Here is a 25,399-nt window from a genome sequence, read left to right on the forward strand (position 1 = left end):
TTAAAATAAAAACTCATTTTCCCAATTGAACTCACCAGACTTTTCATAACATAATGGCCAATGACTACACCATTTTGGAACACCAGCCTTTTCTACCTTGTCCAAACTTGGAGTATAAGGTTTTAAATCTAAAATAATACTATCATTCATTGCATCAATATAGGTAATATAAATTATTCCTTTTTCATAATCTATATGTGTTACCTGAGTGATAGACAAGGCTAATGGATTAGGTCTTTCAGGAGATCTAGTAGAAAAAACTCCTAGCCTTTCAGGTGCATTTTTATAAGGTTTATTTACTTCTAAAATGCTTCTACTATTACCATTATCACACTTATCAAACCACCAAATCACATTAATATGACTAAAAGATTCTAGCCCTTGCAATCCTTTTATATACTCTTTATTAAGCTTAAGAAACATGTTTTCTCCTTGAACTTTAATCCTACCAATTTCTTTTAACTCCATAATTAATACCTCCTATTTATCTTATAAATAGATAATAGACCCTCACATAATGTGAGAGTCAATATGATTATTTTAATGGAACTTGTATTTCAGTAAGATATTCTTCTGGATTCTCTACATCATCAACGCCTATATGGCATATTTGCCTAGAAGGTTTATCTTCCATATGCTCATTATGATTTTCAAGCCAATATGCTAGTTTTTCATATGCTTTTGATAAATTGGTATATGGTCCATATACCATTGCATAAGCCATTTTTTCAACAACCTCAACTTCTCTATATATAAATCCTTCTTTGTTTTCTCCAATTTTATTTACAACTACTCCAACCTCAACATCTACATCTTTATCCTTATGCTCTATATCATGATAAAGAGCAATATTATTATACATATCCTGCTTTACAGAAATATTTTCTCTTCTAATAAAATCAAATAGTTTATCCCATAAGAGTCCTTCATGAAAATATGTTGGCATACTATCTCTTATAGATAGTATAAGCATCTTATCTACCCTCTTAAAGTTTATATTACAATGTATTTTAAATTTTTTCTCTTGTATTTCTCTTATTGCACTATCTATCTTATCTATTCTCTGTTTTTCTTTTGCTATTTCATTATTAATCTGTATTTTCTTTTCTTTTAATTCATTTAATATGTCTATATCCTTAAGTCTTTGTATTAAATCCTTTATTTCTAATGTGGTGAATTTAGTATCTCTTAATAAAACAATCTTTTGTAGTATGGGTATCTGTTCTGCAGAGTACATTCTATATCCTGTAAATAAATCAACCTCAGCAGGTTTTAATAGTCCAATCTCATCATAATACCTTAGCATCCTAATAGAAACCTGAGTTAACTTTGAAAATTCCCCAATCTTAAACACCAATATCCCTCCAAGATAAATTTCCAAACTACAATTTCTAATTATCTTATACATAAAGGATTTATTACCTCTTAATTATAACATATTCTGTAAATAACACCTTGCTTATAATGCGGCTTTTTAAGTATAAAAATAATCTTAGACAAGTTATATGAATGTCTAAGGCCATGAACCTTATTTGCTTAAGATATAGTTATCTCTATCTTATCTAAACGATATTTTTCCATCTTATTCCTCTGTATATATTCTTCATAATTATGGTATAATTCTAAAGTAGAAATTAAGAATTCCGTAGTGGATGGCTGCGGGGGTTTTGAGCATTTTATCCTCCTGGGTTATTGGTGAATTACTTCACTATAGCTAGGGGGTGGTATTGGATATGTTTGATACTTTTATAAAGTGTATATCAGTTATTTATATAATTAGATTAATTCTAAAACATAATCTTTTTATATATAATTTAAGAATTAAGATTAAATTTCTTGGTCTTGATATAGAAGTTAAAAGTAAAGAAAAAAGTGCCCCATCCTGCAAAGAGTAGCACCTTTTCTTAATTAATCTTTAATTAATTTAATCCAATAGCCCTAAAACAAAATAAATGTTCTAAGGATTGCTTAGTGTTAGCGCACTAAGCTTTTCTTACTAGAATTCTTAGAAACTTGTTTCTTTAGAATTCTGTACTCCTCAGATTCACTGTGGAGTTTCTCTAATATTATTATATCAAATTTTTATAAAAAATAAACCTATATAATTTTTTCTATTTAAAAACTTTAATTTCAATAATATAAAATTGGTGTGTTAAACTCTAAATTATTCTCATTTATCATATAAAAATTTAGTTACTCCTCATCTATTTTTACTCTTAATATCTTATTCTTAACTTTTACTCCATATTTTAATTCATATGCTGGTACACCCTTATTAATTGCTTCTGCAATTTCATCCATTTCCTTTGTTATTTTTTCTTCATCACTATACCAACCAAGTACAATTGACTTTTCTCCCCAAAATCCTCCACTATTAATACCAATCAACCAGTATTTGGGCTCATCATCTTTTGCTTTGTACATTACATGTGATGCTAAAACTTTATGATAATTACCTATTTTAACCAATAGCTCTAAAACCGAGTAAATACTATAAGACTTATCCTAGTGTTTTGAGCACTAAGCTTTTATTATTTATATTAATGAGTTCTTAATTAAAGTTTCTCTATTTTACTGGTGGTGTCCATAGTGGCACATCTATAAATGTAGTGTTTTTTACATTTGGAAGAATATCATATATAGAACAATTCATTTGTTGTTCAAAATACTCTTTCATTTCAAATGTTGCATTCCAACGTTCCACAGTAAATGGAAATGTTCCATAGCGTCTTGTTGTGTTAACAAATCGCTTTTCTAATATACAAAAACCTTGAGCATCTGCAAGTGAATCACAAACAATCAACAGTTTATCGTAATCATCATAAGTTATGTAATTCAAATATTTTCTTACAAATTCGCTTTCTTCGTGGCTCATATCATTTTTGCCTATTTCTTTGTGAAAATCAGGAACTGGAAACGAATGTGTCAAACAAATTCTACCCACTTCATTCCAACCTTTTTCTATCATAAATTTATATCCGTCAATACCATGTCTCCTTGCACTTATTCCATATCTTCTACCTATATCATGAAGAAGTCCTAACACATATGCCTTATCTGGATTAAGATTACCACATTTTTCAGAAATGATTTGAGCCGCTAATCCTACATTCATAGAATGTTCTATCCATGGTCCATGATTTAGTTTTCCTGCTATTTCTAATTCCTTTTCAGCTATTTCTCTATTGGGAAACATATTATCCTCCTATATGTATATTTTAAATTATTACTTGTCCCTCTATACCTGCCTTGCTTAAATATCTATTTAGTTGTTCTAAAAATTAGAAATTTATTGATTAGACATAACATACTGAATTAATTCTTTTGGTGAAGGATTTATAAAATATTCTGAACCTATAATATCAATCAATTCTTTTGAAGAAATCCACTTAAAATCAATAGTTTCTCCTTCTTGCAGTACAATCTTACTTTTATCAATATTACAAGTGCATAAAAACACCTTGTATAATACATTTATATCTTTATCAATACTGCTATAAAGCAACTTCAAATCTTTAGTGACTATGCCTGTTTCCTCAACTAACTCTCTTTTTGCCGCATCTAAAAAACTTTCACCTTTTAAAACACAGCCACTAGCACCAGCCTCCCAAAGACCTGGAAACTTGGACTTATTCCAATCTCTTTGCGTTAATAGATAAGTTCCATCCTCATGGAAAACAATAATTATAACTACAGCATGTAATAGTCCTTTATCTATTTTCTCACCTCTAATTAAGTCAATTCCCACTTTAATTTCATTTTCATTATATGCATCCCATAATTCCATAACTATATCCTTTCAAATTTCAATTCATAACATATTTTAAAAATCTTCTATGCTAAACCTAGTTATTTTATTACTTATGATACGGTGTTTGTCAAGCTTTTTATTTTGTTCACTATAGCTAGGCATTCATTCCCCCCTAAACTTCACTATTTATATTACTCAATCATAAATTGTAATTTGTATTACTTATCAGAATTATCCCATCACACCCATTGGGGTATTTTTACTCCTTCCAATTCTAATGGTTCAAGCGATAATATTTCTTTACCTAATGACCTTGCATATATGATTTCATTTTTTGTACTATTACCAATGCAACCATTAACATTGACTAAATAAATAGCATCACTTATATCTATTTTTCTGCGATGGATTTTGCCTAATAATTCAGTGTCAAGACCTTCATATTTTTCTCCATCCGCATTATAGACACATTGAATTACTGCATATCCATCTTTTAATTCTAATTCCTCTGAAATTTTCATCATTTCTTTTGAAAATCTCATACTCCCACATATTGTAATTACCTTAATATCATTCATAGTAATACCTCTTTTCTAAATCTAATCAATAATCTTTATTTTTTGATAACATTTTTATAACATTATTCATTTCTACCATCTCTACAAATTACTATTTATATTAATCAATCTCAATTAGTAAATTTATCTTTTTTTAAGATAATATGATGAATATTCCCTCCCATCATGACCAATCAACTTGTTTTCAGTAGATGAAAAACCTAATTCCTCTAAAGCCTTTATTCTTTCACTTGCAATAGGAAGTGCCTTTGTTGCTATTATATTACATTCAAATAATTGATAAATTTTATTAATTATTAATTCTAAAATATCTATTATATTGGCTTTTGTTTCATAATCACTTCTCAAATCTAAACGAAGAAGTCCACAATTATTAAAATAATCTTTAGATTCTCTATGGAATAATTCTATTGTTCCTATTACAGTATTATCTTTTTTATCTATAATAGACCACCTTACAAAACCTTTTCGTTCATACTCAAATTTCCAATAATCAAGAGCCTGCTTCATTCTCTCACGTGTATTATAGTAGAAATCGTCTCCACCACAATTATCGCTATTAAATAAAGGAACTGCTTTTTTATCAGAATATACCTTTAACAAGTCATCACAATCATTTGTAGAAATAAATCTTAAATTAAATCGTTTATTTTCAAATTCGGGGCAACTTACATATACACTATCCATATTAATTTTCCTTTTCAAATTTACTATTTATCTTATACTTAAAAATTTGCTTATCATTTATTTGTGCTCTTTCTAAACCCTGTAAATATTCTGAACTTATTATTTTTATAAAACTCATCTGAATCTTCAGATGATAATAAATCAAACCTTGTGCTAGGATATAAATCATGACATACTTCTAATAATGCTTTACCTATACCTTTCCCACGATAGTTAATATCAACTATAATTTCAGCTATATATGTAGTTATTTTTTTATCACTTAATGCACGAACTAATCCAACTACATTATTACCATCAAGAGCAACAAGTGTTATAGTTGAATTCTTCCACGCTTGCAATGCCTCATGTTCTCTATTTATAAAAGTCATCCACCCCTCTTGTTCATACAAATTTTAAATTAAAGGAAAATCTCTTTCATTGAACTGTCTAATGAAAATTCCCTGTGGTAACTTTACTTGTAAATCTAAATACTCACTTGTAGAAATCTCATTCATACTAAGCAACACCTTCTTTCCTAATAATGTATAATTATCAGGATTACATGTAATTATTATCCTCTCTAATCCCTCTTCTTTTGCCACTTGCTTAATAGGTCTACATAATTTTATGTAATATTTTATTATCATGATATTTTTCATTAATTCCATATCCCATATAATCTATGTATTTTACTACTTTCTCTATATTATCAAGTCTCAAATAATTATGTTATATCATGCTCTTTAATTTCTTCATATAATATATATTACTCAAATTTAAAATTGCAATTTTGCACATCTCTGTGAAAAGTTCAATGCTAATCCAAATGTAACTTATAAACATGTGATTCATAGACTATATCGGTCTTAGGCTGCTTAAAGCTACTTTTATGGTCTATATGCATTCCACATTTCTCTAAAACCTTCCCAGATGCAATATTCTCTATAGCACAATCTGAAATAAAATCTGTTATTCCTAAGTTATATCCAAACTCAATAACTGATTTTATGACTTCAGTAGCATAACCTTTCCCCCAACATTTTTCTTTAATTGAATATCCAAATCCCCACTCATATTTTTTATTTGTGCAACCGAAACAACAAGTCCCAATAACCTCACCAGTATATTTTAAAGTTACAGCTTTTAAATATACATTACTATTTTTGTTTTTCTCACATATAGATATAATCTCTTCTGGCGATTCAACAGGATCGCTCATGTATTTTTCATTCTCACTACTACTCCATATCTCCCAAACATCTCTAGCATCACCTTGTACCATATCGCGAAGAATTAATCTTTCAGTAATAATATTATCTGATAACATATTAATTTATCCCCCTTTTTATTTAAAAAATTTTAATACTTAAAACTGGTATTTTGATCAAATTCTAAAAGCCAATTATCACCATACTTCTTAAAAATTAAATTTAAATAATACTTCATATATACTGGTCTGCCCTCCATATCAATATCCTCATAATTAACATCTAGCAGTGCATAGGCCATATTTTCAGTTTCATCCACTTTTATTATGTTATAACTTAGATTCCAATCCCTATCATTAAACCACTCCCTATGAAATTCAATAAATTTATCCCTATTATCAATTATTACACCATTCATCATTATTAAAGTTATTGAATCTTCGCTAATTGTAGAACTAAAGCTAGCTAAATCCCTATTCTGAATAAAATTAAGATGTAATTTTAAAGCATCTATGAACCTCATATTTTTACCTCCCTTTATAAACTTTAATTATCTATTTATTACAAAAACAGTCCAATCTTTTTATTATTATGAATGAGTGATATTTGTATAATTCCTATTACCACTACCAATCCTATTCCTACTTCTTCCTTTCGTTTCCATGCTTAAAGTTTCCAGTTACTTTTGCCATAATTAGTTGCGATTCCTTAAAATCTGCCTTTGTTATTCTGTCTAAAAACATTATGCTTTCTTTTCCTTTTAAAATAGTAACTTGTTTTTTATACCAATATATAAATACCTTATTATCCTTTGTTACTTTATAAGAAAAAATTTGTTCCTCAAATTTATTACGCTTATCTTCTATTGGATTCATTTCCCATCCTCCCATTACATCACTAAATTAGAACTTATCAATGTCTTTTCTTATAAATGAGATATCTTACGGTTAGAATGAAAGATACTAAAATTAATAAATGTAAAATGATATGATATAAATCAGGAATATAAACCTCTTTAGATGGTACTAGTTTTAATGTTCCTGAAAAATATTTATTTTTCCCATACCACGGTCCGAAAATCGAAAAATACCAATGGGAAAAGAACTGTGTAAAGAACCATAGTATAAGCCATACTGATAAAACATATTTGCCAGTTCTTTCGCTTTTCCAAAACCACATAATAACTATAACAAAGATTACAAAGAAAATTCCATCATCTTGATATGACCTTGTAACTAAGATACTGGTGCCAAAACTCATTCCAATCATATCTAAAAAGAACCAACACAGTAAAACTAAGTTTGCTACGAGAACTATTTTCTTCTTACTTCCCATCACTCTTCGCTCCTCTAGAAATTGGAATTTAACTATTTAAGAGTTTCTCCAGATCTTCTATTGATGCACCCATTTTTTTTGAGATTTCTTCCATAGATACACCAGAAGATATAAAACGATTAATAACATCTTTCATAGATTCCCCAACTTCTATAATATGTTCATCTAAATCATAGAATCTCACAACACGTTGCCCCCAACTATGTTGTATAACATCTCCTAAGCACTGAATATCAGGATACCCATCAAGTTTATTCAAAAAGTCATCAAAGTTTTCTTCTTCAAAACATAGTTCAATATTATTAGGTCTTTTTAGTATTTTCTCTTTCGGAAGATTTACAAGCCAATCAAATTCTTGTTGCAATGCTAAACCACATGTAAAAGCAATATTTATCCCATAATCCTGGTATATTTCTAATCCAAATAAATCCTCATAAAATTTTCTAGATGATTTTATATCTCTTACAGATATAACAGTACATAAATATTTCACCTTAATTCTCCTTTTCAAATTTATATTTAGAATGTAGATTTACAACACATAATCTATTACTGAGTATAACATTTTTTGTAAATATTGTATATTGAAATCATTTAATATTATTACCTGTGATATAGTTCTCCCCACCTATTAATAAGTGAGTTTTTTTACTTTATTAATCCATATATATTATAAATAATCCTACTCCCATAAATTTCCAATGGAAAAATCAAAGATTTTAATTTTCACTTTTAGTGATACTTATTAATTAAATAAATTCAATTCATCACTTTTTTATCTACCTTTAAAATATTGAATTTTGCTTAATTATAAGCAAATAAAAAAGGACTGTATATTGTAATATTACAATATACAGTCCTAATATAATTTTACCACTTACCGTTAGCTATATGTCCTGCAAGTTCTGCTTTACATCTTTGTTTTATAACCCAAGCTTCATTTTTTGCTTTTTCAAAACCTGATACACATTTTGGATCTAGGTTTATCTCTATACCTTCTTTTGAAAGCTTAGCAATCTTTTCTGCTAATAAAATGATTTCCGCATGGATACTGTTAGTTCTATCTGAAGCATAAATTTTTTCTGCCTCTTCGCTGCTAAGTTCAACGAACTTTTCTTTTCCTAAATTACATTTTGGACAAACTTCTGGTGCTTCAAGTCCTTCATGTACATATCCACAAACATTACATCTAAATAACTTTTTCATAATCTTCTCTCCCTAATATCTATATATTTTACTTTTTTCTGCAATTATTATACTTATATACTACTCCAAATTATATTCATTGTCAAATAATAATTATTATTATTTATACTTTCATTTATCTTATATATTATAAAATACTATTCTTCAAATGAAATTAAGCTAAAGACTGATTATAGAACGAATCTTCCTTCATGTGGTATTCTTTCCACCACCTGAAGTTAGATGCGTTAATCTAGGGGCATAGCAACTGCCATCCCAAACCTTACACGAGGATGGAGATGTTACAGCTTATAACCATCAGATAAAATAAAATTGAACTAATAAAAAATATAAAAATCAATAGTGTATTATTCTGTGTTATTATTCACTCAATAAACAAAAATATACACAGATACTAACCCACTATGGACTATAAAAATAATTCTGCGGAATCTTCTAGAATAAACACTTGAATTTGAACATCATATAATTATCCAAATTATTTCTAAGGATATATTTTAATCATGTAACTATTCTTCATAACAAATAACAGGAGTTCCATCTTCAATATTCTCAAAAATTGTTTTAGCTAAATATAATGGGGTATTTACGCACCCATGAGTTCCATTACTCTTATAGATCTTCCCACCAAAGGAATATCTCCAACTTGCATCATGTATACCTATATTTCCATTAAAAGGCATCCAATAAGTAACTTCTGATTCATAATTCGCTCCCCTTAAGGTGGCACCCTTCTGTTTATAGTTAAGCATATAAACTCCAAGATTTGTAGAATTTCCTCTATTAGGATTCCCTGTTACCACAGCTCCTTGAGCTATAACTCTTCCTTCTTTATAAAACCATAAATGTTGTCTTGTTACATTAATCTCTACATAGGTAATACCTATATCGTCTTTTCCTCTAGTTATAGCTTTTTGAATATATATAGGCTCTCTCTCAATGACTTCACCTTGTTTTATATTTTTTAATAGCTCTTTTTTTTCATCACTAATATTAATTTTCCACCCATAAAATCCACCTTTAATTTCTAACATTTTGCCTAAAGCTGTTTTAAAATTTCTCACTATACCAACTGTGTTATACTTTTTACTTAGTTCTTCTACATATCCTAAAACTGCTTTTTCATTAATTACTACTTCTAATTCTTCATCAACAGTAAGCCACTGATTTATTATATTTCCATCTAATATTTCATTTTTATCTAACCCTTCATCTTCCTCTCCAAACACATAGATTAGCCTTGTCTTTATATATTTATTTAGTAAGTTCTTAGTTTCAAGAGTTTTATGAGACTCCAAGGTATACTTAGGATCTTCATAACAAAGATTCTTATTTAAATCTAACTTTGTTTCCCCTCTTAAAATACTACTTTCTATATTTTCCTTTAACTTATCTTTGTTTACCTTATTTCCATATACTTCTTTGACCACTTCATAGGAACCATTGGAATATTTAAAGTTTACATTCTTAGGTTCTATAACCTCTTTATTTAAACAATTTAATTCATTTATTTTCTTTTTTAAGGTCTCCTTATTATAATCAAATAAATCCTCTATATAATATTTTTCTTTCTTAAATAATGAACTTATCCATTTAAATGAGTTTTTACTTTCATAAATCTTAGAAATACTACTTTTTTCATTGAATCTTAGCTGAACATCTTGTCCTATTATTTCTTCTACTTCCTCATCTCTTTCTATTAACTGTAACTTATAATCCTTAATATAACTTTTAATTTTATCCTCTACATCATCATGTGCTTTTAATGAAACATTAACACCATTGATTACGGTATTAAAGAAGTAATACTTAGTAAAATATATTGAGATAAGTAAATATATCAATACAATTGAAGCTAGTAAAATAATAATATTTCCCATAATCCTAGTTTTAAAGAACTTTTTTATATTAATATTTCTCATATCATTCTAACCTTTCATCAAAAATGCAAGCATAGTAACTAATCTATAATATGTTGCTGTTTTTGATTTTAAAACTAAAAAAGAGCAATTATGCTCTTTCATTTTTATCATTTGATAAGTTAATAGCTCATACTATCCCAAATTAAATAGTTAAACTAACTTATACGACTCCACTTTGATTCTACTTGTAATTTTTCATCTAGGATTTTTATATCACAATTCCATAAGTAAGTCTTCATCCACAGCTTACCTGGCATTGGTTGCCATCCCTTTTGGGGGTTAATCTGAAAATTAATTGAATCCTTATTTCTCTTTAATAAATAAACTCCTCCCATAATGCCTCTAACTTCATCATCTGATACTGAAAAATGTCCTCTTACTTCTGAATTATCCTTTAGTGAAATAATATCTGGTATAGATGGAGAAAAAGTTATCCTCATCTCACTATTATTACTAACTCTTTTTACATACTTTATTTCAGGATGTCCATTATTCATATTAATTGAATAAATACACTGATTTATATTTATTTCATCTACATCATTATTAATTTCTATCGGTTCCATGATACCTTTAAAGTTATGATTTAGCTCTTTAATATTATTAAAATAAGAATACCTAGCTAAATAAACCTTTTTAAAATTACATAAAGGAAAAAGCTTAATAGGATCCAAATTCTTTCCATCTACTTTTACAAATATATCTGTCCCCTTCTGCTCCACCATATTAAACTTTCTTAGATATATAATAGGAAACTTATCTGGATTATTACTCATAATTCCTACTGGCGCTATAAGTCCAAAACTATCTACTTTCCTCTTATTTTCCTTTATTTTAAACTCTATAAGTCTATTTTCCTTATCCCTTAAAGATAGATATACATCTATTCCTTTTTCATTCACATAAAATTCTACATTTATAGAGTCAGATTCATATAATGTTACTTTATTAAGTAATGACTTGTATTTATTTTCATCAAGGTTTACCCCTTTTGTATAGTAAATATCTGATTCCTCATCCCATCTTCCCATAAGTACAATGTAGTATATAATGTCCCCCTGCTTTACTTGCTGTAATTCTATTCCTTTATAAATATTATCTCCCTTAAAATCTATTAAACAAAGTTTTTCAATTATTACTTGATCATCCTTAAAGGTAACTAGTGGATAAATATATTTATTATTTTTATCCTCATAAATTGAAGGATCATTCTTTTTATCTCCTAAATACTTTTTCTCATTAACTGGATTATTTTCAGGAACCATAAAGATTGGACAAACTTTTGAAATTAACTTTGTTAACATTTTTATCCCCCCTAGACTTTTTTAAAGAAAATAAAATTATCTTTCACTATTTATTTTTTAAATTTAACACTTACATTAAAGTAAAAGTTATTATATCTTAAACTAAATTAACATTCTTTGGTAATATATTACTAAAACAGTTGACTTATATCAATATAATAAATCAGTGTATTCACCACATGTTTTGATAAAATTCTACTTAGAGGTAGAAATCTCATTTAATAAGTTTTATTATTTCCATTAGATTATCTATTTAAAAAACAAGACTATCTTAAAATAAAAATTATTTTTAAGATAGTCTTGTTTTATGTTTATATAACTAGTATCTAGAAGTTCATTCTAGTTATTATAGCTCTCCATTTCATTATTAACATATTCCTCACATGAACGCATAGCTAAAATCGTTTCTTCAAATAACTTATCTAATTCCCACTGGAGCATATCTGCTCCTTGCCTAATTACATCTCGTGAACATCCAGCTGCAAACTTCTTATCCTTAAATTTTTTCTTAAGACTTGAAAGTTCCATATCCATAACACTTTTAGACGGGCGCATTCTTGCAGCTGCTCCAATAAGTCCTGTAAGCTCATCTGTAGCAAATAATACCTTTTCCATCTCATGCTCTGGCTTAGGTTGATCTCCTTTGCAAAGTCCATGTCCATGGCTAGCTGCTGCTCTTATTAGTCTTTCATCAATTCCTTTTGCTCTCATAATTTCTTGAGTTTTAGTACAATGCTCTTCTGGATACATTTCAAAATCTAAGTCATGTAGTAATCCAACCATAGCCCAAAACTCAGCCTCATCTCCATATCCAAGTTTTTCTGCAAAATACTTCATAGTACCTTCAACTGTTAAGGCGTGTTGTATATGAAATGCCTCTTTATTATATTCAGTAAGTAAGTTCAATGCTTCTTGTCTTGTTATCATAAGAATATCCTCCTTTAAAAATTAAAACATATAATATTAGAATAACTTTTTAGTTAAATACTGTATCATGCTATCCTTCAATGTAACAATAAATTTTTCATTTTTCTTGTATATTTTAAGTAATTACTATATAATATTTTACGAACGTTAAATATATTTAACGTTAATCTTATTTTACTTTTGTTAATTATAATTGTCAATACACTTATAGGAGGTTACCCATTAAATGAATATAAATTTTATTATTTCAGAAAACTTAAAGAGACTACGTACTGAACGAAATTTAAGTTTGGGTCAGCTTGCTGAATTGTCTGATATAAGTAAAGTCATGCTATCTCAGATTGAGAAAGGTAGTACTAACCCCACTATAAATACTTTATGGAAAATAGCCAATGGGTTAAAAGTTCCTTATACCTCATTACTTGAACAAAAGGAAGAAGAAACTTCTATTATAAAGAAGAGTGATATTGAAGTGCAGTTAAGTGATGAAGGTCATTATAGGGTATATTGTTACTACACTAGTACACCATACCGTAATTTTGAACTTTTTCAAATTGAACTTGATGAAGGTCATTCATATACATCATTAGGTCACTCTGAAAAATCCCAGGAATATATTATGGTGTTAGAGGGAGAATTAACACTAGAAGTAAACAATAAAATTTATAAATTGAATCCTAACGATTCTATATGCTTCTCCCCTTCTAATCAGCATATATATTCTAATAATGGAAGTGATACCTTAAAAGCTACAGTAACAAACTTTTATCCTGTCTAGTAATTAGACAGGATTATTATTAAGTTTTAAATTTTAATTTGATTTTTACTAACTTAAATATGTATGTAATCTATGCCAAGATACTATGAAAATTTTCAAAATAAAGAAGATAATCTCTGCATACAATACAAAAATTATCTTCTTAATATATATTTTCTTATAAGAACTCACCTAAAATTAAATTCTTATTTTATTGATTGTGGATAATTAAACACATTAAATGGATCATATTTTTCTCTTATACATTGTAACCTACATGCATTTCCACCATAATATTCTCTTTCATAATTTCTTAATGGACTGTATGGGAAATTAACAAAAAATCCTTTTGTTATGGTTTTTATATAATCTAATCTACTAGCCACCCATGCTCTATTATCTTCAGCATAAGCTGAGTTTTCCCATACTGATTGTATTCCTATAATATAATTAGAATCTCTATAATAAAAAGCTGTTTCATGCTTTCCTTTATCTTTTACTGCCCCACCTAATCCATAAAAAGTAACTGCGGCATAAACTGACCCTATAGGTCTCCTTTGAATAGATAAAGCTAATTCTAACAACTCACACTTTGAATATATTCTATATGCAAAGCCACCTGTAGATTTAAATTTTTGACTATCTGGATATATGGCTTCAACCTGCTTTATAGCATTTAGGAAAGTTGTATATTCAAATTCAGCTTCAGCCTTTGGTATTACTAGTAATGGTTCTAATATCTCCTTCAGTTCTTCTATATCTCCATAAAATATTCCTATAAAGAATGCCGCCACCCCTTCATCCTCAGCATTATAAAAACTGGCTCTCATATTTACACGTCTATCTAGGGTTTCATATAAATTTTGAAAGACATCCATGAGATTTGCTTGCTCTAAAGCAGTTGTGTTTTGATAATATATTGTGAAAAAAGTTACCCTATTTAATTTAGGTGGTAATCTAAAGGTTAATGAAGTAACTATTCCAAAGTTTCCTCCTCCACCACCTCTTAATGCCCAGAATAAATCACTATTACAATCTCTATTTGCAGTAATTATTTTCCCTTTATAATTTACCATCTGAAATTCTAGCACATTATCTAAACCTAATCCAAATAATCTACAAGATAAGCCCCATCCCCCACCTAGGGTATATCCAGCTACTCCAACAGTTGGACAAGTCCCTCCTGGAAAAGGATATCCTCTTGTACCTAAATATTCATAGAGTTCACTATTTTCTACTCCTGATTGTATTCTTACTGTACTTTTAGATTCATTTATCATTATTTTATTCATTCTGCTTACATCAATTACTATAAGATTATTTCCAATTGAATAACCTTCATAATTGTGTCCGCCAGACCTTATTCGAAACTTAAGTTTTTTTATAATACAAAACCTTAAGGCACTTATAACATCCTCTACTCCAGTACAATATAATATAGCTATTGGATACCTTTGTATTGCCCTATTCCATATTTGTCTATCTTCTTCATATTCCATGTCATTAGGGGTTACAATTTCACCATTAAAGCACAAATCCTTAGTTAATTCCATGATTCTCATCCTTTGTAGTAGAATATTCTGATTTACAATAAATCTATCTACTACTATTAATATATGAGGATATAAGAATTGCTTTCTCCTATTATATGGTCATATATATTCTGATTAACTTAAACTTTTATGACATAAAATAATTTTTAACTTATTTAAATCTGCTCTTAAAAAAGTATATTTTTTTATTTTCTCTCCTCATTTCTCATAAGACTTCACCTATGCGCCTATTTATATATACTAATACTTTCTATTGAAATTTATTATCTTTCTCTCTTTATCTGATGGCTATAAACTTTAACACCTCTAGATTAACTCTTCTAACCTTCAGATGGTGGAAAGAACACTATCTCTTTAAATTACCTTAAATAAAACCTTTGATTAATATAAAAAAGATACTATACTTAAATAATGATAATATATTAATTAAATACTAACTTGAGGAGGTTATATGAGAAAAAAAGATATACTTGAGTTAAAAAAACGTCTAAAGAAAGATCATTGCACCTTCACAAAGATGTGCGGATGCTATGTTAATGGAGAAAAACATACTATTTTAAAATTTAGAGAAACCTTTCTAAATTTAGATGAGGATGAATACTTTAAATACTTAGAAATCGCTAAAAAAGTACTGTCCGGAACTATTGGAAATAATATTTTAGAACTTAACTTTCCAACTAATGAAGACCTTATAAATGAAAGACAAGTCTCCCTTATGCAGCTTAAAAATAGCCAATTAAAGGATGATGCTCTTCTTGATGATTTCTATGAATTGATTATAAATAATTATGATTATACTGGTAACTTTTTAATACTTATTTTTCATGATGCTTATGATGTTATTACTAAAACTAAGGATAATTCAAAGATAGATGAATCTGAAGAAGTATATGAATATGTACTATGTGCTATATGCCCTGTTTCTCTTTCTGGTCCTGGTCTTAGATACTTTGAAGAAGAAAATAAGATAAAAGCACGTATTAGAGATTGGGTGGTGGATCCCCCAACTAATGGATTTGTATTTCCTGCTTTTATTGACCGTAGTTCAGATGTTAACTCTATTATGTATTACACAAAAAATGCAAAGGATACCCATCCTGAATTAATGGAAAATGCTTTAGGTTGTTATTCAAGACAAACTGCTACTGTACAAAAAGAGACGTTCCAATCAATTATTAAGGACTCCTTTAGTACTGATGAAAATAAGGCTGATAAAACTTTTATGGAAATACAAGAAAATCTAAATAATATGATAGATGAATACAACTCTATGTATGATGATACAGATTGTGAACCTATAAGCTTAACAAATAAGGATATACAAAACCTTTTAATAGAAAGCGGAGTTCCCGAAGAAATTGCTACTAAGATTGAAAAATCCTATGTAGAAAACTTTGGTGATGATCTTCCTTTAGCTGAAAACTTAATTGACCCAAAAGCACTTAAAGCAAATGAGCAAAGAAAAAAGGAAGAGCATCTTCTAAAACAAGTAGAAGTACTTCAAACTAGACTTGAACAAATTAAACAAGAGAGTGCTGTAGACGATGAAACCCAGTTGCCTGCAGAAACTAATGATGACAATGTAATCTTAGAAGAAAATGAAGATATTAACTTAGAGGAAGCTTCAAAAACTGATTTAGAAGAAACTTTAGAAACAAGCTCGAATGAAGTTCAGGATACAAATTTAGAAGATAATGAGGTTAATCCTAACTATGACGTTATACTTCAAGTAAAACCTGAAAAAATACCTCAAATAAAATCTCAAATAATTGATGGACAAAAGTGCATAGTTATTCCTATTAATGAGGATGAACAAACTACAGTTAATGGCTTAGATGATTTAATTTAATGTATATAAATTAATAAAGAAAATAGCAAACTTTCTTTTTAAAAGTTGCTATTTTCTTTACTTTTTCTCGTTTATTAAAATTATATCTATATAATGATTTTGACTTTTACGTATCAGTTAATTATGCTTTTAATTATATTCACTTATGATATGGTTCTCCTTACCATAAGTAAAAATTTTATATTTTCCCATATACAATATAATGAATAATCTTTTAATTTCAAGTTCTAATTAATTTTCACATAAAAAATAAGCAGTAAAGTTTGCTGAACTTTTACTACTTATTATATAAATCTATATTTAACCAATTAGGAATATTCATATATTCCCAAATTACTTCTCTATTGTTAATAACCATTACTAACTTGAACATTTCCGTATTATCATATATATTAATTTTATCACAAATACCTATTACTCTATTCAAATTTGCTAATGAATCTCCATATCTTCTTTCTATAGCCTCATCTGATATTCCATGACCACCTTTGCTCACTCGTATTGAAACTCTTTCTTTAGCAATGTCAACACTTTCTACCCCTATATAATTCATAGTAACATAAAATCCTTTCTCTTTTGCCATTTTTATATTACTAATTATACTCTTCCCTGATAAAGTAGTTTCTTGATTAAATGATATCCCTTCAAGTATATATTTTTTTATTAATTTTACAGCTTCTCTTGCACATTTAATTTGAATATCATTATCTTGCCAAGAACCTATTTTTGCAACCATTTCATCAGTGTTTATTCTTTTCTCATCTATATTCTCATTATAATAAATAGATTGATATATAGAAGTTTTTCCTGCTCCATTAACCCCTGCAAATATAGTATAATTTCTCATACTACTTACCTATAACTTTCATTTGTTCTCTTTGTAATATGATGTTGGATAAATTCGCATAAAAATCTTGTTCTTCTTTGCTTTTTGAGCTTTCAAGTAATTTCATAATGTCATTATAAGAATATCTTCTAAAAATATCGTATAAATTAATATTCTTGTTCTCCATATAAATTATCTCCTAAAAAAGTTATTTATATAATATTATATACCGAATTCATCAAATAATAAACCTACTCCCTTTTGAATTACCTGCTAATTTGGGTTCTCCACAGATGCACTTCACCATGAACAGGATTAGGTAGATAAAAGTGAGGCATTTCATCAATTGCATGACCAAACTCCCTTAATTTATTATCTATATCCCTAAGTTTACTATAATCAAAATTATTACTATCATGTCCTAAGAATATATATAGCATCTATGCTATATATATTCTAACCTTATTTTAATCATATGGCATTTGAAGATTTACAAATACCCCATAGTGATCACTGGCACACATGTGCGATTTTTCATTAACCTCTTTTCCGAAATATCGCAAAGTTTTCAATGCTGGATTTGGTCTTGGAAAACACTCATGTATAAAAATACAATCAACCCTTGAGCTAATATCTGTTGTACTTTTTCCCTTCCAGCGAGGATTATTAATCAAATCCAAGGTCATCTCTTTTTTTATACCCAATGACTCCTCGGCCACCATCGCAAGATCAGTCCAATATGGCCTAGCTTCTGTTTCCTTTAAACTTCTATTACCCGATAAATATTGATGAATACTGGATGTTTCAGAACAATTAAAGTCTCCCAGAATAAATTTATAATCCGATGAGATAGTTGAAATCTCTTTAATGACATTCACTATACATTTTTCTTTTTCTATAATACTATCCCATGGTAAATGTACATTAACAAAAAGAATCAAATTATCCATATGTTCAACAATAACAATCAATGCATAGTCAATGTATTTAGAATACATAATAGGATATTTACTATAAACTGCCAAACCCTCTTCATCATCATTGTGAGGAGCAAAACAGTAATTGTTGTAATCAGTATATTCTAATAATTTTTCATTGAAGGTTCTGTTTCTTACTTCTTGTAAAACAATAACATCCGAATCCAAGGAGTTTATTTCGTCAATTATTTGATTTTCTCTTTCAGGCATTCCATTTTGGGAGTTCCAAATATTATATGTTGCGATTTTCATATTCTCCTCCTAAATTATTAATTTAATACATTTACCTCATACAACTCTCTTCATTAAAGATAATATTAATTTTAAAAACAACTCAAATACATCGTATTTTATATGACAAATGTATTATGTTCTTAATAGTATTTTAAAGTTTCCATTACTTACAGAAAAGATAATAAACTTTTCTATATTGTTTTTTACATAAAAAACTATTACCCATTACAAAAGTAGTAGCTTAAATCTATTTTTCTTTTTTATCTTTATATTTGTTTATTTCTGATCCATATTCCTTCAATAGTTTCTTACACTTCCCTTGGTATATTTTATCTTTAATAAAAAATCCTTAGTTACATAATCATTTTTCAATAATACTCATCATTCTATAGTTTTTTCATAGAATACTTTGTCCTTAGTTTGCCCAATTTTTTTATATCCCATTTTCTCATATAGATATTGATTCCTAACACTAAAAACCGGTGTATTAAGTGACCATAGGTTAATATTTTTATGTATATTTTCCATAAGTTCAATAGCTTTACTTCCATACCCTTTATTATGGTATTCAGGATTTATACAAAAATCCTGTAACTCGAAATGGTTAGGTCTATCATCAGTTTCATGATCTAACCAGGATGTTCCAATTATAATTCCATCTAACATTATCTTATAAAGAAGATATCTATTCATACACCATGAAATAAAACCTATATCTCCAATGTATTTTAAATTTTCTCCTCCCCCACCTCCAAATCTAATATCCTCATCACTATATGCAAGCTTTTTAATTTCAACAATTTTCTCAGCATCTTCAATTCTTGCTTTTTCAATATATATCATATTACCTCCCACCATGAGTTTTAGCCATTAAGTACCTTATATAAATATTTATATTCTATGTATAACATAGATCTTTTTGTAAGTTATTTCTTAAAGGACATATGATTATTGCATAAACTATTTCTAAGAGTTAAATGTAAAAGCCTTCTAAAGTCTAGAAATTAACTCTTCCTAAGGCAATAAAGTTTCTTAAAGTAAAAGATACATTAATAAATAATCAATTTTAAATTCATCTTTCAATGTAACTTCCTTATAGGATTCCAATAGATTATTAGACTTAATCCTTTAACTTTTTTGAATACACTTCTGCCCATGCTGGAAAAAAACCAGCATTTATAGCAATATTCTTAGAAATTATATGAGATACTGAAGTTCCATAAAAAGGTACCTTTTCACGCTTTAATATTTCCTGTTTTAATAGTGCAACTAGATTTGTGCCAATACCTTTTCCTCTATATTCAGGCAACACATTAATACCAACTTGATATAAGTTTTTACTATCTTCACTAGCTCCTGCCATCCCCATTATAATATCACCATCAAAAGCAGCAACACCAAGAACATCCGCGTAATTATCACTAAAAATGAAAGCTTCATTAAATCTTCTATCACCCTTAAATTGTAAGATATCTTGCTGTTCAAACCATTTTATTGTCGTAATGGGCTTTACATCACAAACAACTGGATTCGGTAGATAAAAATGAGGCATCTCATCAATTTCATGCCCAAATTCTTTTAATTTATTATCTATAGCTCTAAGATTACCATAGTCAAATAACCAGCTGGCATTCTGATTTAAAATTTTCTCTTCAACCCAAGGTCTTATTTTTTCATCGGCAAAGATTACCGCACGTCCCCCTATACTGATTATCTTTAGAAAACATCCATCACTTTCATATATACGACTACCTTCTAGGCATTTATTTTCCGTAATTGTATTTCCCTCTTTTTCAAAGTCTAAGGGTTTACAATTATAATCAAGAGCTAATTGCTTTTTTGCCATACTAATTATTTCAGTTTTCGTGTACATACTTTTTCACCTTCAATCTTTAATTATGATACCCATTTTAATATATTTATGAGTCTCTTTGATTTTACTATTATTTTACACATAAATCAATTAATGGATTGAGAGCCTAAATGTCATTCACCTATATTTGTTTATAGTAATATAACCTATTATCCCTAAAATCAAGAAAACCACGACTTTAGTCGTGGTTTTCTATTTAGTTCTTTAACTTTTAAGAACATATATAATTTATATAATAATCTCTATTGCTCTATTCTAAGTTTATCAATTAACATTTCATACTGTAAATCTCCTATCCCATACTGTAGAAAATCTTGTAGTAGCTCATTTGCTTCTTCCTAGCACATTAATTCCTTAAATGGAACATATCTAAACTCTTCATTTATACGTCCATTTTTTCAAAGTCCTGCATAATGAAATCACCATTTAATATATGAAGTACCTTTGCCACTTCCAGTATATCCTGATTAAGCTTACTAAAATAAAATATAAATTAAAAATCAAAATTATCTGGATCTGGTCCTACTCTTAAATCTTGATTTAAGCTATCTATCTTATCAATATCAACCTTATTTAGATTAAAATCAAATATATCTATATTTTCAATTAACCTTCTCTCATTTGTAGATTTAGGAATAGTTACTACTTGACCTTGTAAATCCCAACGTAGAACTATCTGAGCTACTGTTTTATTATACTTTTTAGCTATTTCTTTTAATATCTCATTCTCTAATAATCCATTACCAGCCATTAAAGGTGACCATGCTTCAACTTGAATATGATTTTCTTCACAAAATTCTCTAACATTTTTCTGACTTAAGTAAGGATGTAATTCTATTTGATTTATAACAGGTTTTACTTCAGCATCTCCTAATAAATCCTGAAGATGATGAACCTGAAAATTGCTTACCCCTATAGCTCTAACACGACCTTCTTTATATAAATATTCTAATGCTTTCCAAGCTTCTTTATATTTTCCTTCTACTGGCCAATGAATAAGATATAAATCTAAATAATCTACACCTAATCTATTTAAGCTTGCTTCATAAGCTGCTATAGTTGATTCATATCCTAAATCAGCATTCCAAACCTTAGAAGTTATAAATAAGTCCTCTCTTGAAATCCCTGCCTCCTTTATACCTTCTCTTATTCCTTCTCCCATAGCTTCTTCATTTCCATATATAGCTGCACCATCAATGCTTCGATATCCATTTTTTATTGCCACTTTAACTGCATTTATTAATTCTGAACTATCCTCTACTCTGAAAACTCCAAGTCCTAATCTTGGCATCTCAATACCATTATTTAAAGTAATTGTACTATTCATATTATTTATCATATTAATCCTTCTCCTTGCAAACATTTAATTATTTTTATTAATATATTTACCTTATGAAATTCATGAAATTCTTATTCTCTCTTTTTGGTGCTTTAACATCTTCTTTCTCTAATTCTTTTGCTACACGCTCTATTGATTTATATGTATTCCCCTCTTTTTGGGACTTCCATTAAAAGCAACCACCTTCATATTGAATCTACTTATGTGTGTTTCTTTATTTCCCCACTTATGTCCCCATTATATAAATACCTATACTAGTTAACAAGTACGCACTTTTAAGTTAGATGTCTTACCTAAAGGTAAGAATTATTATAATAACTTATTTACATAGGAAATAAGTTGTTAATGTAAATAATACCTATTCTTTATTTATATTAATAACTTTAGTATAATGTCTTATGTAAAAATATTTGAAAGTAGGTAATTTTATGATTTCTTTCAATAACAAAGAATATGTTTGTTTATTAGATTTTGCGATGGATTTTATACGTGGTAAATGGAAAGCTCTTCTATTATGTAGTTTATATAATGAGCCTAAAAGATTTTTAGAGCTTCAAAGAATTGTTACAGGCATAAGCCAGAAAATTTTAAATGAAAACTTAAAAGAATTAGAAAGAGATGGATTAATAGGTAAGGTAATATATGCTGAAATTCCACCTAAAGTTGAATATCATCTAACTGATAAAGGGAAGGAAATTACTAAACTTATTAAAGAATTTGAAGCTTGGTCTATTAAATATTATCCTGATTTAGATGGTAGTTGTAAGTAATATACTTAATGTTTCTTCTTCATTGGATTTTCATTAAAACTTAAAAATTCCTATGTAATCACATCATACATAGGAGTTTTTCTTTTATTTTCTTGTATTAAACTTTTATGAAAGCCTACTTTTTTATTTAGCTTCTTTAATTAATATGTTTAACTTCTTTATAATTATTTTATATAAATTATTTATATATTATTCTATCTTCCCCTATCCAATTTCATTATAAATTGTGCTTATTTATGATACGATCCAATCTAACATATCTAGATAAGATTCTTTAGGGTTCATAATATCTACTTAATTTATAGTACAGTTCCCTGTATTGATAGTAAGTGAGGTTTTTTATTATTTCTTTTGTGAGTTAATTAGTCTATTATCTATACTATATGAAGTTCTTCAAATGCTAAAATAATCTCCTCTTGTTCATTATAAGAGTCTAGTAAATCAAAACCATTGTTATTATTTTGAGTAAATCTCATGTAACTCTTTCATAATTTCATATATTTTACGAGTAGTATTGACATTTCTCACTGTCATATTTTTATATAAGGAAGTTCCCACCAGCTTCTGCAAACCACTTTTTGTAATATTTCCTTTATCAACAGCCCATAAAATAGCTCCTGATACATAGATAACTGTATCTATTTGAGGCTTAATTTTTAATTCAGCAAGCAATGTCTCCCTATGGATTTCTTCCCATAAAAATAGTACGTCACTTCTCATGCTTTCATCATTTTTCCAGCTATCTGGAATGATTTTCATCATATTCTCAAAATCATTTATATTATGGACCAACACTTTAATCTTTAACTGAAAATCCCTAAATATAGCTTCTTGGATAAATGTTGTAATTTCTAACTTTGTATGTTTCATATCTCTAAAAATCACATTGCCAGAATTAATATATGTTGTAACAGATTCCATACCTATTCGTACAAAAGTTTCTTTTAGAAGCTTCATATGGATTTTATTTTTTCCTCCAACATTTATTCCTCTTAGTAAAGCAACATAAATCATCCATTTACCCCTTTTAATTTTTTTATTTAATCCACTTTATAATTTTTATCACTAGTTTTTTTAACTGCATTTATTTATGATACAGTTCATCGTAACAGTGACAAATGATAAAAATCAGTTAAATGAATTTGCTACAACTGCTTAACACTGGGGTTGTTAAAGTTTGCCCATGCTAAATTACTGTCAATGCATCTAGCCATTCTGTAAGCTATTGGTTTAAATCCACACTTGGGCCAAAATGTTGAGGAAGTAAGGTTGGTTATTCTCCAATCTGCTATTATACTGTTATACCCTTTTTCTTTCATAATCCTATAGCCTTCGTTCATTAATTTTTTACCAACCCCATTTCCCATTTGGGAATAGTAAGTGCCCGCAATACTCAACTCCACCCCATTATCAGGTACCATTAAATCTGGGGTAATAGGCCAATATGCTTGAAATCCTAACCCCTTCAATTCTTTTTCCGCAATAAAGATTATTGCGTCATTATCCTCTACAGCACACTTATACCCGTTCTTTATGTCTGTTACTACTTCAGGTAAAGCAGGTGCAAAGGAAGGTGATGAATTTTGATACGATTGGATTATAGTGGACATATTCCCCATTGTTTCACTATCCATTTTATTAGCAACTCTAATCTCTGCATCAGATACATTTTCAAAAGGCTTGTATTCCTCTATGTTCATTACACCATGTACTTGCTGAATAAAAAAGCTTAATTTTAAGAAGGCCTCATAATATACCTGGTTTCCAAGAGGTATTATAGTATAGTGCATAAAGCAACCTTGTTCAAGCCATAAAATAGCGACCTTCGCATAGAGATTCCTTATAAGCTCAGAGGATTGATCTAATCTGATTGCAATTCCCTCATACGGTATCCATACATACCTACCTCTTCTATTATCACTCTTTACCTCTCCCATTATATAGCCTACTAGTTTACCATTATCAAATGATCCTATCCCAATAACTTTACTACTAGTAAACAATTTTTCAAGTGAATCAGTGATATATTTTGTATTAAGGCAACTGTTCCTCAATAATGGAAACACTTTACTCTCAAAATTTTGCCTATCTATTAGCAAATCAACCATTCCAGATATATCATCAATAGTAATTAATCTGAATTCATATTTGCTCATTTCTACCTCCAAATCAAATTTACATTATATTACATATTTTAACATAACAAATTACTATTAACTATGCAAACAACAATTCATTATTGTTTTTTACCACATGGGATTGTAATGAGAACATACAGCAAAATGGATATTGGTTTGTAGAGGAAAGTACAGAATATATGC

General features: G+C 28.4%; 30 protein-coding genes. 4 read left to right on the forward strand and 26 right to left on the reverse strand.

Features of this window, described 5'->3' with window-relative positions; all coding sequences use genetic code 11:
* Both BR69_RS0117740 and BR69_RS0117745 read right to left on the reverse strand, forming a co-directional pair.
* Window positions 1-468: an SAM-dependent methyltransferase gene (locus tag BR69_RS0117740; protein WP_027634410.1), complete on the reverse strand. Its 468-nt coding sequence runs from the start codon at window positions 466-468 to the stop codon at window positions 1-3.
* Between the two features lie 67 nt (window positions 469-535).
* A complete protein-coding gene (locus tag BR69_RS0117745) occupies window positions 536-1,354 on the reverse strand; it encodes a MerR family transcriptional regulator (RefSeq protein WP_027634411.1) in 819 nt (272 codons plus the stop codon).
* Between the two features lie 379 nt (window positions 1,355-1,733).
* Here BR69_RS0117745 and BR69_RS21930 point away from each other — a divergent pair, with 379 nt between their 5' ends.
* Window positions 1,734-1,895 carry a hypothetical protein gene (locus BR69_RS21930; protein ID WP_162472306.1) on the forward strand — a complete coding sequence of 54 codons (162 nt, stop codon included), beginning with the start codon at window positions 1,734-1,736 and terminating at the stop codon, window positions 1,893-1,895.
* A gap of 298 nt (window positions 1,896-2,193) precedes the next feature.
* Here BR69_RS21930 and BR69_RS20805 read toward each other — a convergent pair whose 3' ends face one another.
* From BR69_RS20805 to BR69_RS0117830, 15 genes are all read right to left on the reverse strand, one after another.
* On the reverse strand, window positions 2,194-2,424 hold the full coding sequence (locus tag BR69_RS20805; RefSeq protein WP_242840716.1) for a hypothetical protein: 231 nt from the start codon (window positions 2,422-2,424) through the stop codon (window positions 2,194-2,196).
* 142 nt (window positions 2,425-2,566) lie between these two features.
* Window positions 2,567-3,196, reverse strand: a complete 630-nt coding sequence (locus BR69_RS0117760; RefSeq protein WP_027634413.1) for an HD domain-containing protein — start codon at window positions 3,194-3,196, stop codon at window positions 2,567-2,569.
* A 93-nt stretch (window positions 3,197-3,289) separates the two neighbouring features.
* Window positions 3,290-3,787, reverse strand: coding sequence for an NUDIX hydrolase (locus BR69_RS0117765; RefSeq protein WP_027634414.1), 498 nt, complete (start codon window positions 3,785-3,787; stop codon window positions 3,290-3,292).
* Window positions 3,788-3,990: 203 nt separating this feature from the next.
* Window positions 3,991-4,329 (reverse strand): hypothetical protein, encoded by a 339-nt coding sequence (locus BR69_RS0117775; RefSeq protein ID WP_034850102.1) that lies wholly within the window; start codon window positions 4,327-4,329, stop codon window positions 3,991-3,993.
* Between the two features lie 123 nt (window positions 4,330-4,452).
* The gene (locus tag BR69_RS0117780; RefSeq protein ID WP_341349683.1) at window positions 4,453-5,034 is read right to left on the reverse strand and encodes a GNAT family N-acetyltransferase; all 582 of its coding nucleotides are present in this window, start codon (window positions 5,032-5,034) and stop codon (window positions 4,453-4,455) included.
* A gap of 35 nt (window positions 5,035-5,069) precedes the next feature.
* Window positions 5,070-5,387, reverse strand: a complete 318-nt coding sequence (locus tag BR69_RS20810; protein WP_051623673.1) for a GNAT family N-acetyltransferase — start codon at window positions 5,385-5,387, stop codon at window positions 5,070-5,072.
* A 24-nt stretch (window positions 5,388-5,411) separates the two neighbouring features.
* Window positions 5,412-5,657 carry a hypothetical protein gene (locus tag BR69_RS21280; protein ID WP_051623674.1) on the reverse strand — a complete coding sequence of 82 codons (246 nt, stop codon included), beginning with the start codon at window positions 5,655-5,657 and terminating at the stop codon, window positions 5,412-5,414.
* 158 nt (window positions 5,658-5,815) lie between these two features.
* Window positions 5,816-6,325: a GNAT family N-acetyltransferase gene (locus BR69_RS21285; RefSeq protein WP_051623675.1), complete on the reverse strand. Its 510-nt coding sequence runs from the start codon at window positions 6,323-6,325 to the stop codon at window positions 5,816-5,818.
* 32 nt (window positions 6,326-6,357) lie between these two features.
* On the reverse strand, window positions 6,358-6,729 hold the full coding sequence (locus BR69_RS0117795) for a YybH family protein (protein WP_027634417.1): 372 nt from the start codon (window positions 6,727-6,729) through the stop codon (window positions 6,358-6,360).
* 118 nt (window positions 6,730-6,847) lie between these two features.
* Window positions 6,848-7,081 (reverse strand): hypothetical protein, encoded by a 234-nt coding sequence (locus tag BR69_RS0117800; RefSeq protein ID WP_027634418.1) that lies wholly within the window; start codon window positions 7,079-7,081, stop codon window positions 6,848-6,850.
* 488 nt (window positions 7,082-7,569) lie between these two features.
* Window positions 7,570-8,034, reverse strand: coding sequence for a VOC family protein (locus tag BR69_RS0117810; protein WP_027634420.1), 465 nt, complete (start codon window positions 8,032-8,034; stop codon window positions 7,570-7,572).
* A 377-nt stretch (window positions 8,035-8,411) separates the two neighbouring features.
* The gene (locus BR69_RS0117815) at window positions 8,412-8,747 is read right to left on the reverse strand and encodes a rubredoxin-like domain-containing protein (RefSeq protein WP_027634421.1); all 336 of its coding nucleotides are present in this window, start codon (window positions 8,745-8,747) and stop codon (window positions 8,412-8,414) included.
* Window positions 8,748-9,256: 509 nt separating this feature from the next.
* The gene (locus tag BR69_RS0117820) at window positions 9,257-10,669 is read right to left on the reverse strand and encodes a L,D-transpeptidase family protein (protein WP_027634422.1); all 1,413 of its coding nucleotides are present in this window, start codon (window positions 10,667-10,669) and stop codon (window positions 9,257-9,259) included.
* A gap of 155 nt (window positions 10,670-10,824) precedes the next feature.
* Window positions 10,825-11,973: a hypothetical protein gene (locus BR69_RS0117825; RefSeq protein WP_027634423.1), complete on the reverse strand. Its 1,149-nt coding sequence runs from the start codon at window positions 11,971-11,973 to the stop codon at window positions 10,825-10,827.
* Window positions 11,974-12,312: 339 nt separating this feature from the next.
* On the reverse strand, window positions 12,313-12,900 hold the full coding sequence (locus BR69_RS0117830; protein ID WP_027634424.1) for a hydrolase: 588 nt from the start codon (window positions 12,898-12,900) through the stop codon (window positions 12,313-12,315).
* Between the two features lie 226 nt (window positions 12,901-13,126).
* Here BR69_RS0117830 and BR69_RS0117835 point away from each other — a divergent pair, with 226 nt between their 5' ends.
* The gene (locus tag BR69_RS0117835; RefSeq protein WP_027634425.1) at window positions 13,127-13,678 is read left to right on the forward strand and encodes a helix-turn-helix domain-containing protein; all 552 of its coding nucleotides are present in this window, start codon (window positions 13,127-13,129) and stop codon (window positions 13,676-13,678) included.
* 185 nt (window positions 13,679-13,863) lie between these two features.
* Here the strand turns inward: BR69_RS0117835 and BR69_RS0117840 are convergent, their stop codons facing one another.
* Window positions 13,864-15,210 (reverse strand): FAD-binding oxidoreductase, encoded by a 1,347-nt coding sequence (locus tag BR69_RS0117840; RefSeq protein ID WP_027634426.1) that lies wholly within the window; start codon window positions 15,208-15,210, stop codon window positions 13,864-13,866.
* Window positions 15,211-15,661: 451 nt separating this feature from the next.
* On the opposite strand from BR69_RS0117840, the gene BR69_RS0117845 reads away from it, so the two are divergent.
* Complete coding sequence (locus BR69_RS0117845; RefSeq protein ID WP_027634427.1) at window positions 15,662-17,059, forward strand: DUF4317 domain-containing protein; 1,398 nt, start codon at window positions 15,662-15,664, stop codon at window positions 17,057-17,059.
* 277 nt (window positions 17,060-17,336) lie between these two features.
* On the opposite strand, the gene BR69_RS0117850 is transcribed toward BR69_RS0117845, so the two are convergent.
* The 6 genes from BR69_RS0117850 to BR69_RS0117875 all read right to left on the reverse strand — a co-directional run bounded on the left by BR69_RS0117850 (window position 17,337) and on the right by BR69_RS0117875 (window position 22,308).
* Entirely contained in the window at window positions 17,337-17,906 is a 570-nt protein-coding gene (locus BR69_RS0117850; protein ID WP_027634428.1) for an ATPase, read from the reverse strand.
* Window position 17,907: 1 nt separating this feature from the next.
* Window positions 17,908-18,072 (reverse strand): hypothetical protein, encoded by a 165-nt coding sequence (locus BR69_RS22015; RefSeq protein ID WP_150112296.1) that lies wholly within the window; start codon window positions 18,070-18,072, stop codon window positions 17,908-17,910.
* Window positions 18,073-18,352: 280 nt separating this feature from the next.
* Window positions 18,353-19,114 (reverse strand): endonuclease/exonuclease/phosphatase family protein, encoded by a 762-nt coding sequence (locus BR69_RS0117860; RefSeq protein ID WP_027634429.1) that lies wholly within the window; start codon window positions 19,112-19,114, stop codon window positions 18,353-18,355.
* Between the two features lie 363 nt (window positions 19,115-19,477).
* Complete coding sequence (locus tag BR69_RS0117865) at window positions 19,478-19,939, reverse strand: GNAT family N-acetyltransferase (RefSeq protein WP_027634430.1); 462 nt, start codon at window positions 19,937-19,939, stop codon at window positions 19,478-19,480.
* A 277-nt stretch (window positions 19,940-20,216) separates the two neighbouring features.
* Entirely contained in the window at window positions 20,217-20,969 is a 753-nt protein-coding gene (locus BR69_RS0117870; RefSeq protein WP_027634431.1) for a GNAT family N-acetyltransferase, read from the reverse strand.
* A gap of 493 nt (window positions 20,970-21,462) precedes the next feature.
* Complete coding sequence (locus tag BR69_RS0117875) at window positions 21,463-22,308, reverse strand: aldo/keto reductase (RefSeq protein WP_027634432.1); 846 nt, start codon at window positions 22,306-22,308, stop codon at window positions 21,463-21,465.
* Window positions 22,309-22,736: 428 nt separating this feature from the next.
* Between BR69_RS0117875 and BR69_RS0117880 the strand changes: the two genes are divergently transcribed.
* Entirely contained in the window at window positions 22,737-23,078 is a 342-nt protein-coding gene (locus BR69_RS0117880; RefSeq protein WP_027634433.1) for a winged helix-turn-helix transcriptional regulator, read from the forward strand.
* 456 nt (window positions 23,079-23,534) lie between these two features.
* On the opposite strand, the gene BR69_RS0117890 is transcribed toward BR69_RS0117880, so the two are convergent.
* Window positions 23,535-24,092, reverse strand: a complete 558-nt coding sequence (locus BR69_RS0117890; RefSeq protein WP_027634434.1) for a DUF1697 domain-containing protein — start codon at window positions 24,090-24,092, stop codon at window positions 23,535-23,537.
* A gap of 131 nt (window positions 24,093-24,223) precedes the next feature.
* Entirely contained in the window at window positions 24,224-25,234 is a 1,011-nt protein-coding gene (locus tag BR69_RS0117895) for a GNAT family N-acetyltransferase family protein (protein ID WP_027634435.1), read from the reverse strand.
* Between the last annotated feature and the right edge of the window lie 165 nt (window positions 25,235-25,399).

The sequence above is a fragment of the Clostridium hydrogeniformans DSM 21757 genome (assembly GCF_000686705.1).
Classification (GTDB): Bacteria; Bacillota; Clostridia; order Clostridiales; family Clostridiaceae; genus Clostridium_Z; species Clostridium_Z hydrogeniformans.

Bases quoted from the DNA above. Each gene is read 5' to 3' on its own strand.
- BR69_RS0117740 (WP_027634410.1), bottom strand. From the start codon at position 468: ATGGAGTTAAAAGAAATTGGTAGGATTAAAGTTCAAGGAGAAAACATG.
- BR69_RS21930 (WP_162472306.1), top strand. From the start codon at position 1,734: ATGTTTGATACTTTTATAAAGTGTATATCAGTTATTTATATAATTAGA.
- BR69_RS20805 (WP_242840716.1), bottom strand. From the start codon at position 2,424: ATGTACAAAGCAAAAGATGATGAGCCCAAATACTGGTTGATTGGTATT.
- BR69_RS0117760 (WP_027634413.1), bottom strand. From the start codon at position 3,196: ATGTTTCCCAATAGAGAAATAGCTGAAAAGGAATTAGAAATAGCAGGA.
- BR69_RS0117765 (WP_027634414.1), bottom strand. From the start codon at position 3,787: ATGGAATTATGGGATGCATATAATGAAAATGAAATTAAAGTGGGAATT.
- BR69_RS0117775 (WP_034850102.1), bottom strand. From the start codon at position 4,329: ATGAATGATATTAAGGTAATTACAATATGTGGGAGTATGAGATTTTCA.
- BR69_RS20810 (WP_051623673.1), bottom strand. From the start codon at position 5,387: ATGACTTTTATAAATAGAGAACATGAGGCATTGCAAGCGTGGAAGAAT.
- BR69_RS21280 (WP_051623674.1), bottom strand. From the start codon at position 5,657: ATGAAAAATATCATGATAATAAAATATTACATAAAATTATGTAGACCT.
- BR69_RS21285 (WP_051623675.1), bottom strand. From the start codon at position 6,325: ATGTTATCAGATAATATTATTACTGAAAGATTAATTCTTCGCGATATG.
- BR69_RS0117795 (WP_027634417.1), bottom strand. From the start codon at position 6,729: ATGAGGTTCATAGATGCTTTAAAATTACATCTTAATTTTATTCAGAAT.
- BR69_RS0117800 (WP_027634418.1), bottom strand. From the start codon at position 7,081: ATGAATCCAATAGAAGATAAGCGTAATAAATTTGAGGAACAAATTTTT.
- BR69_RS0117815 (WP_027634421.1), bottom strand. From the start codon at position 8,747: ATGAAAAAGTTATTTAGATGTAATGTTTGTGGATATGTACATGAAGGA.
- BR69_RS0117820 (WP_027634422.1), bottom strand. From the start codon at position 10,669: ATGAGAAATATTAATATAAAAAAGTTCTTTAAAACTAGGATTATGGGA.
- BR69_RS0117825 (WP_027634423.1), bottom strand. From the start codon at position 11,973: ATGTTAACAAAGTTAATTTCAAAAGTTTGTCCAATCTTTATGGTTCCT.
- BR69_RS0117830 (WP_027634424.1), bottom strand. From the start codon at position 12,900: ATGATAACAAGACAAGAAGCATTGAACTTACTTACTGAATATAATAAA.
- BR69_RS0117835 (WP_027634425.1), top strand. From the start codon at position 13,127: ATGAATATAAATTTTATTATTTCAGAAAACTTAAAGAGACTACGTACT.
- BR69_RS0117840 (WP_027634426.1), bottom strand. From the start codon at position 15,210: ATGGAATTAACTAAGGATTTGTGCTTTAATGGTGAAATTGTAACCCCT.
- BR69_RS0117845 (WP_027634427.1), top strand. From the start codon at position 15,662: ATGAGAAAAAAAGATATACTTGAGTTAAAAAAACGTCTAAAGAAAGAT.
- BR69_RS0117850 (WP_027634428.1), bottom strand. From the start codon at position 17,906: ATGAGAAATTATACTATATTTGCAGGGGTTAATGGAGCAGGAAAAACT.
- BR69_RS22015 (WP_150112296.1), bottom strand. From the start codon at position 18,072: ATGGAGAACAAGAATATTAATTTATACGATATTTTTAGAAGATATTCT.
- BR69_RS0117860 (WP_027634429.1), bottom strand. From the start codon at position 19,114: ATGAAAATCGCAACATATAATATTTGGAACTCCCAAAATGGAATGCCT.
- BR69_RS0117865 (WP_027634430.1), bottom strand. From the start codon at position 19,939: ATGATATATATTGAAAAAGCAAGAATTGAAGATGCTGAGAAAATTGTT.
- BR69_RS0117870 (WP_027634431.1), bottom strand. From the start codon at position 20,969: ATGTACACGAAAACTGAAATAATTAGTATGGCAAAAAAGCAATTAGCT.
- BR69_RS0117875 (WP_027634432.1), bottom strand. From the start codon at position 22,308: ATGATAAATAATATGAATAGTACAATTACTTTAAATAATGGTATTGAG.
- BR69_RS0117880 (WP_027634433.1), top strand. From the start codon at position 22,737: ATGATTTCTTTCAATAACAAAGAATATGTTTGTTTATTAGATTTTGCG.
- BR69_RS0117890 (WP_027634434.1), bottom strand. From the start codon at position 24,092: ATGATTTATGTTGCTTTACTAAGAGGAATAAATGTTGGAGGAAAAAAT.
- BR69_RS0117895 (WP_027634435.1), bottom strand. From the start codon at position 25,234: ATGAGCAAATATGAATTCAGATTAATTACTATTGATGATATATCTGGA.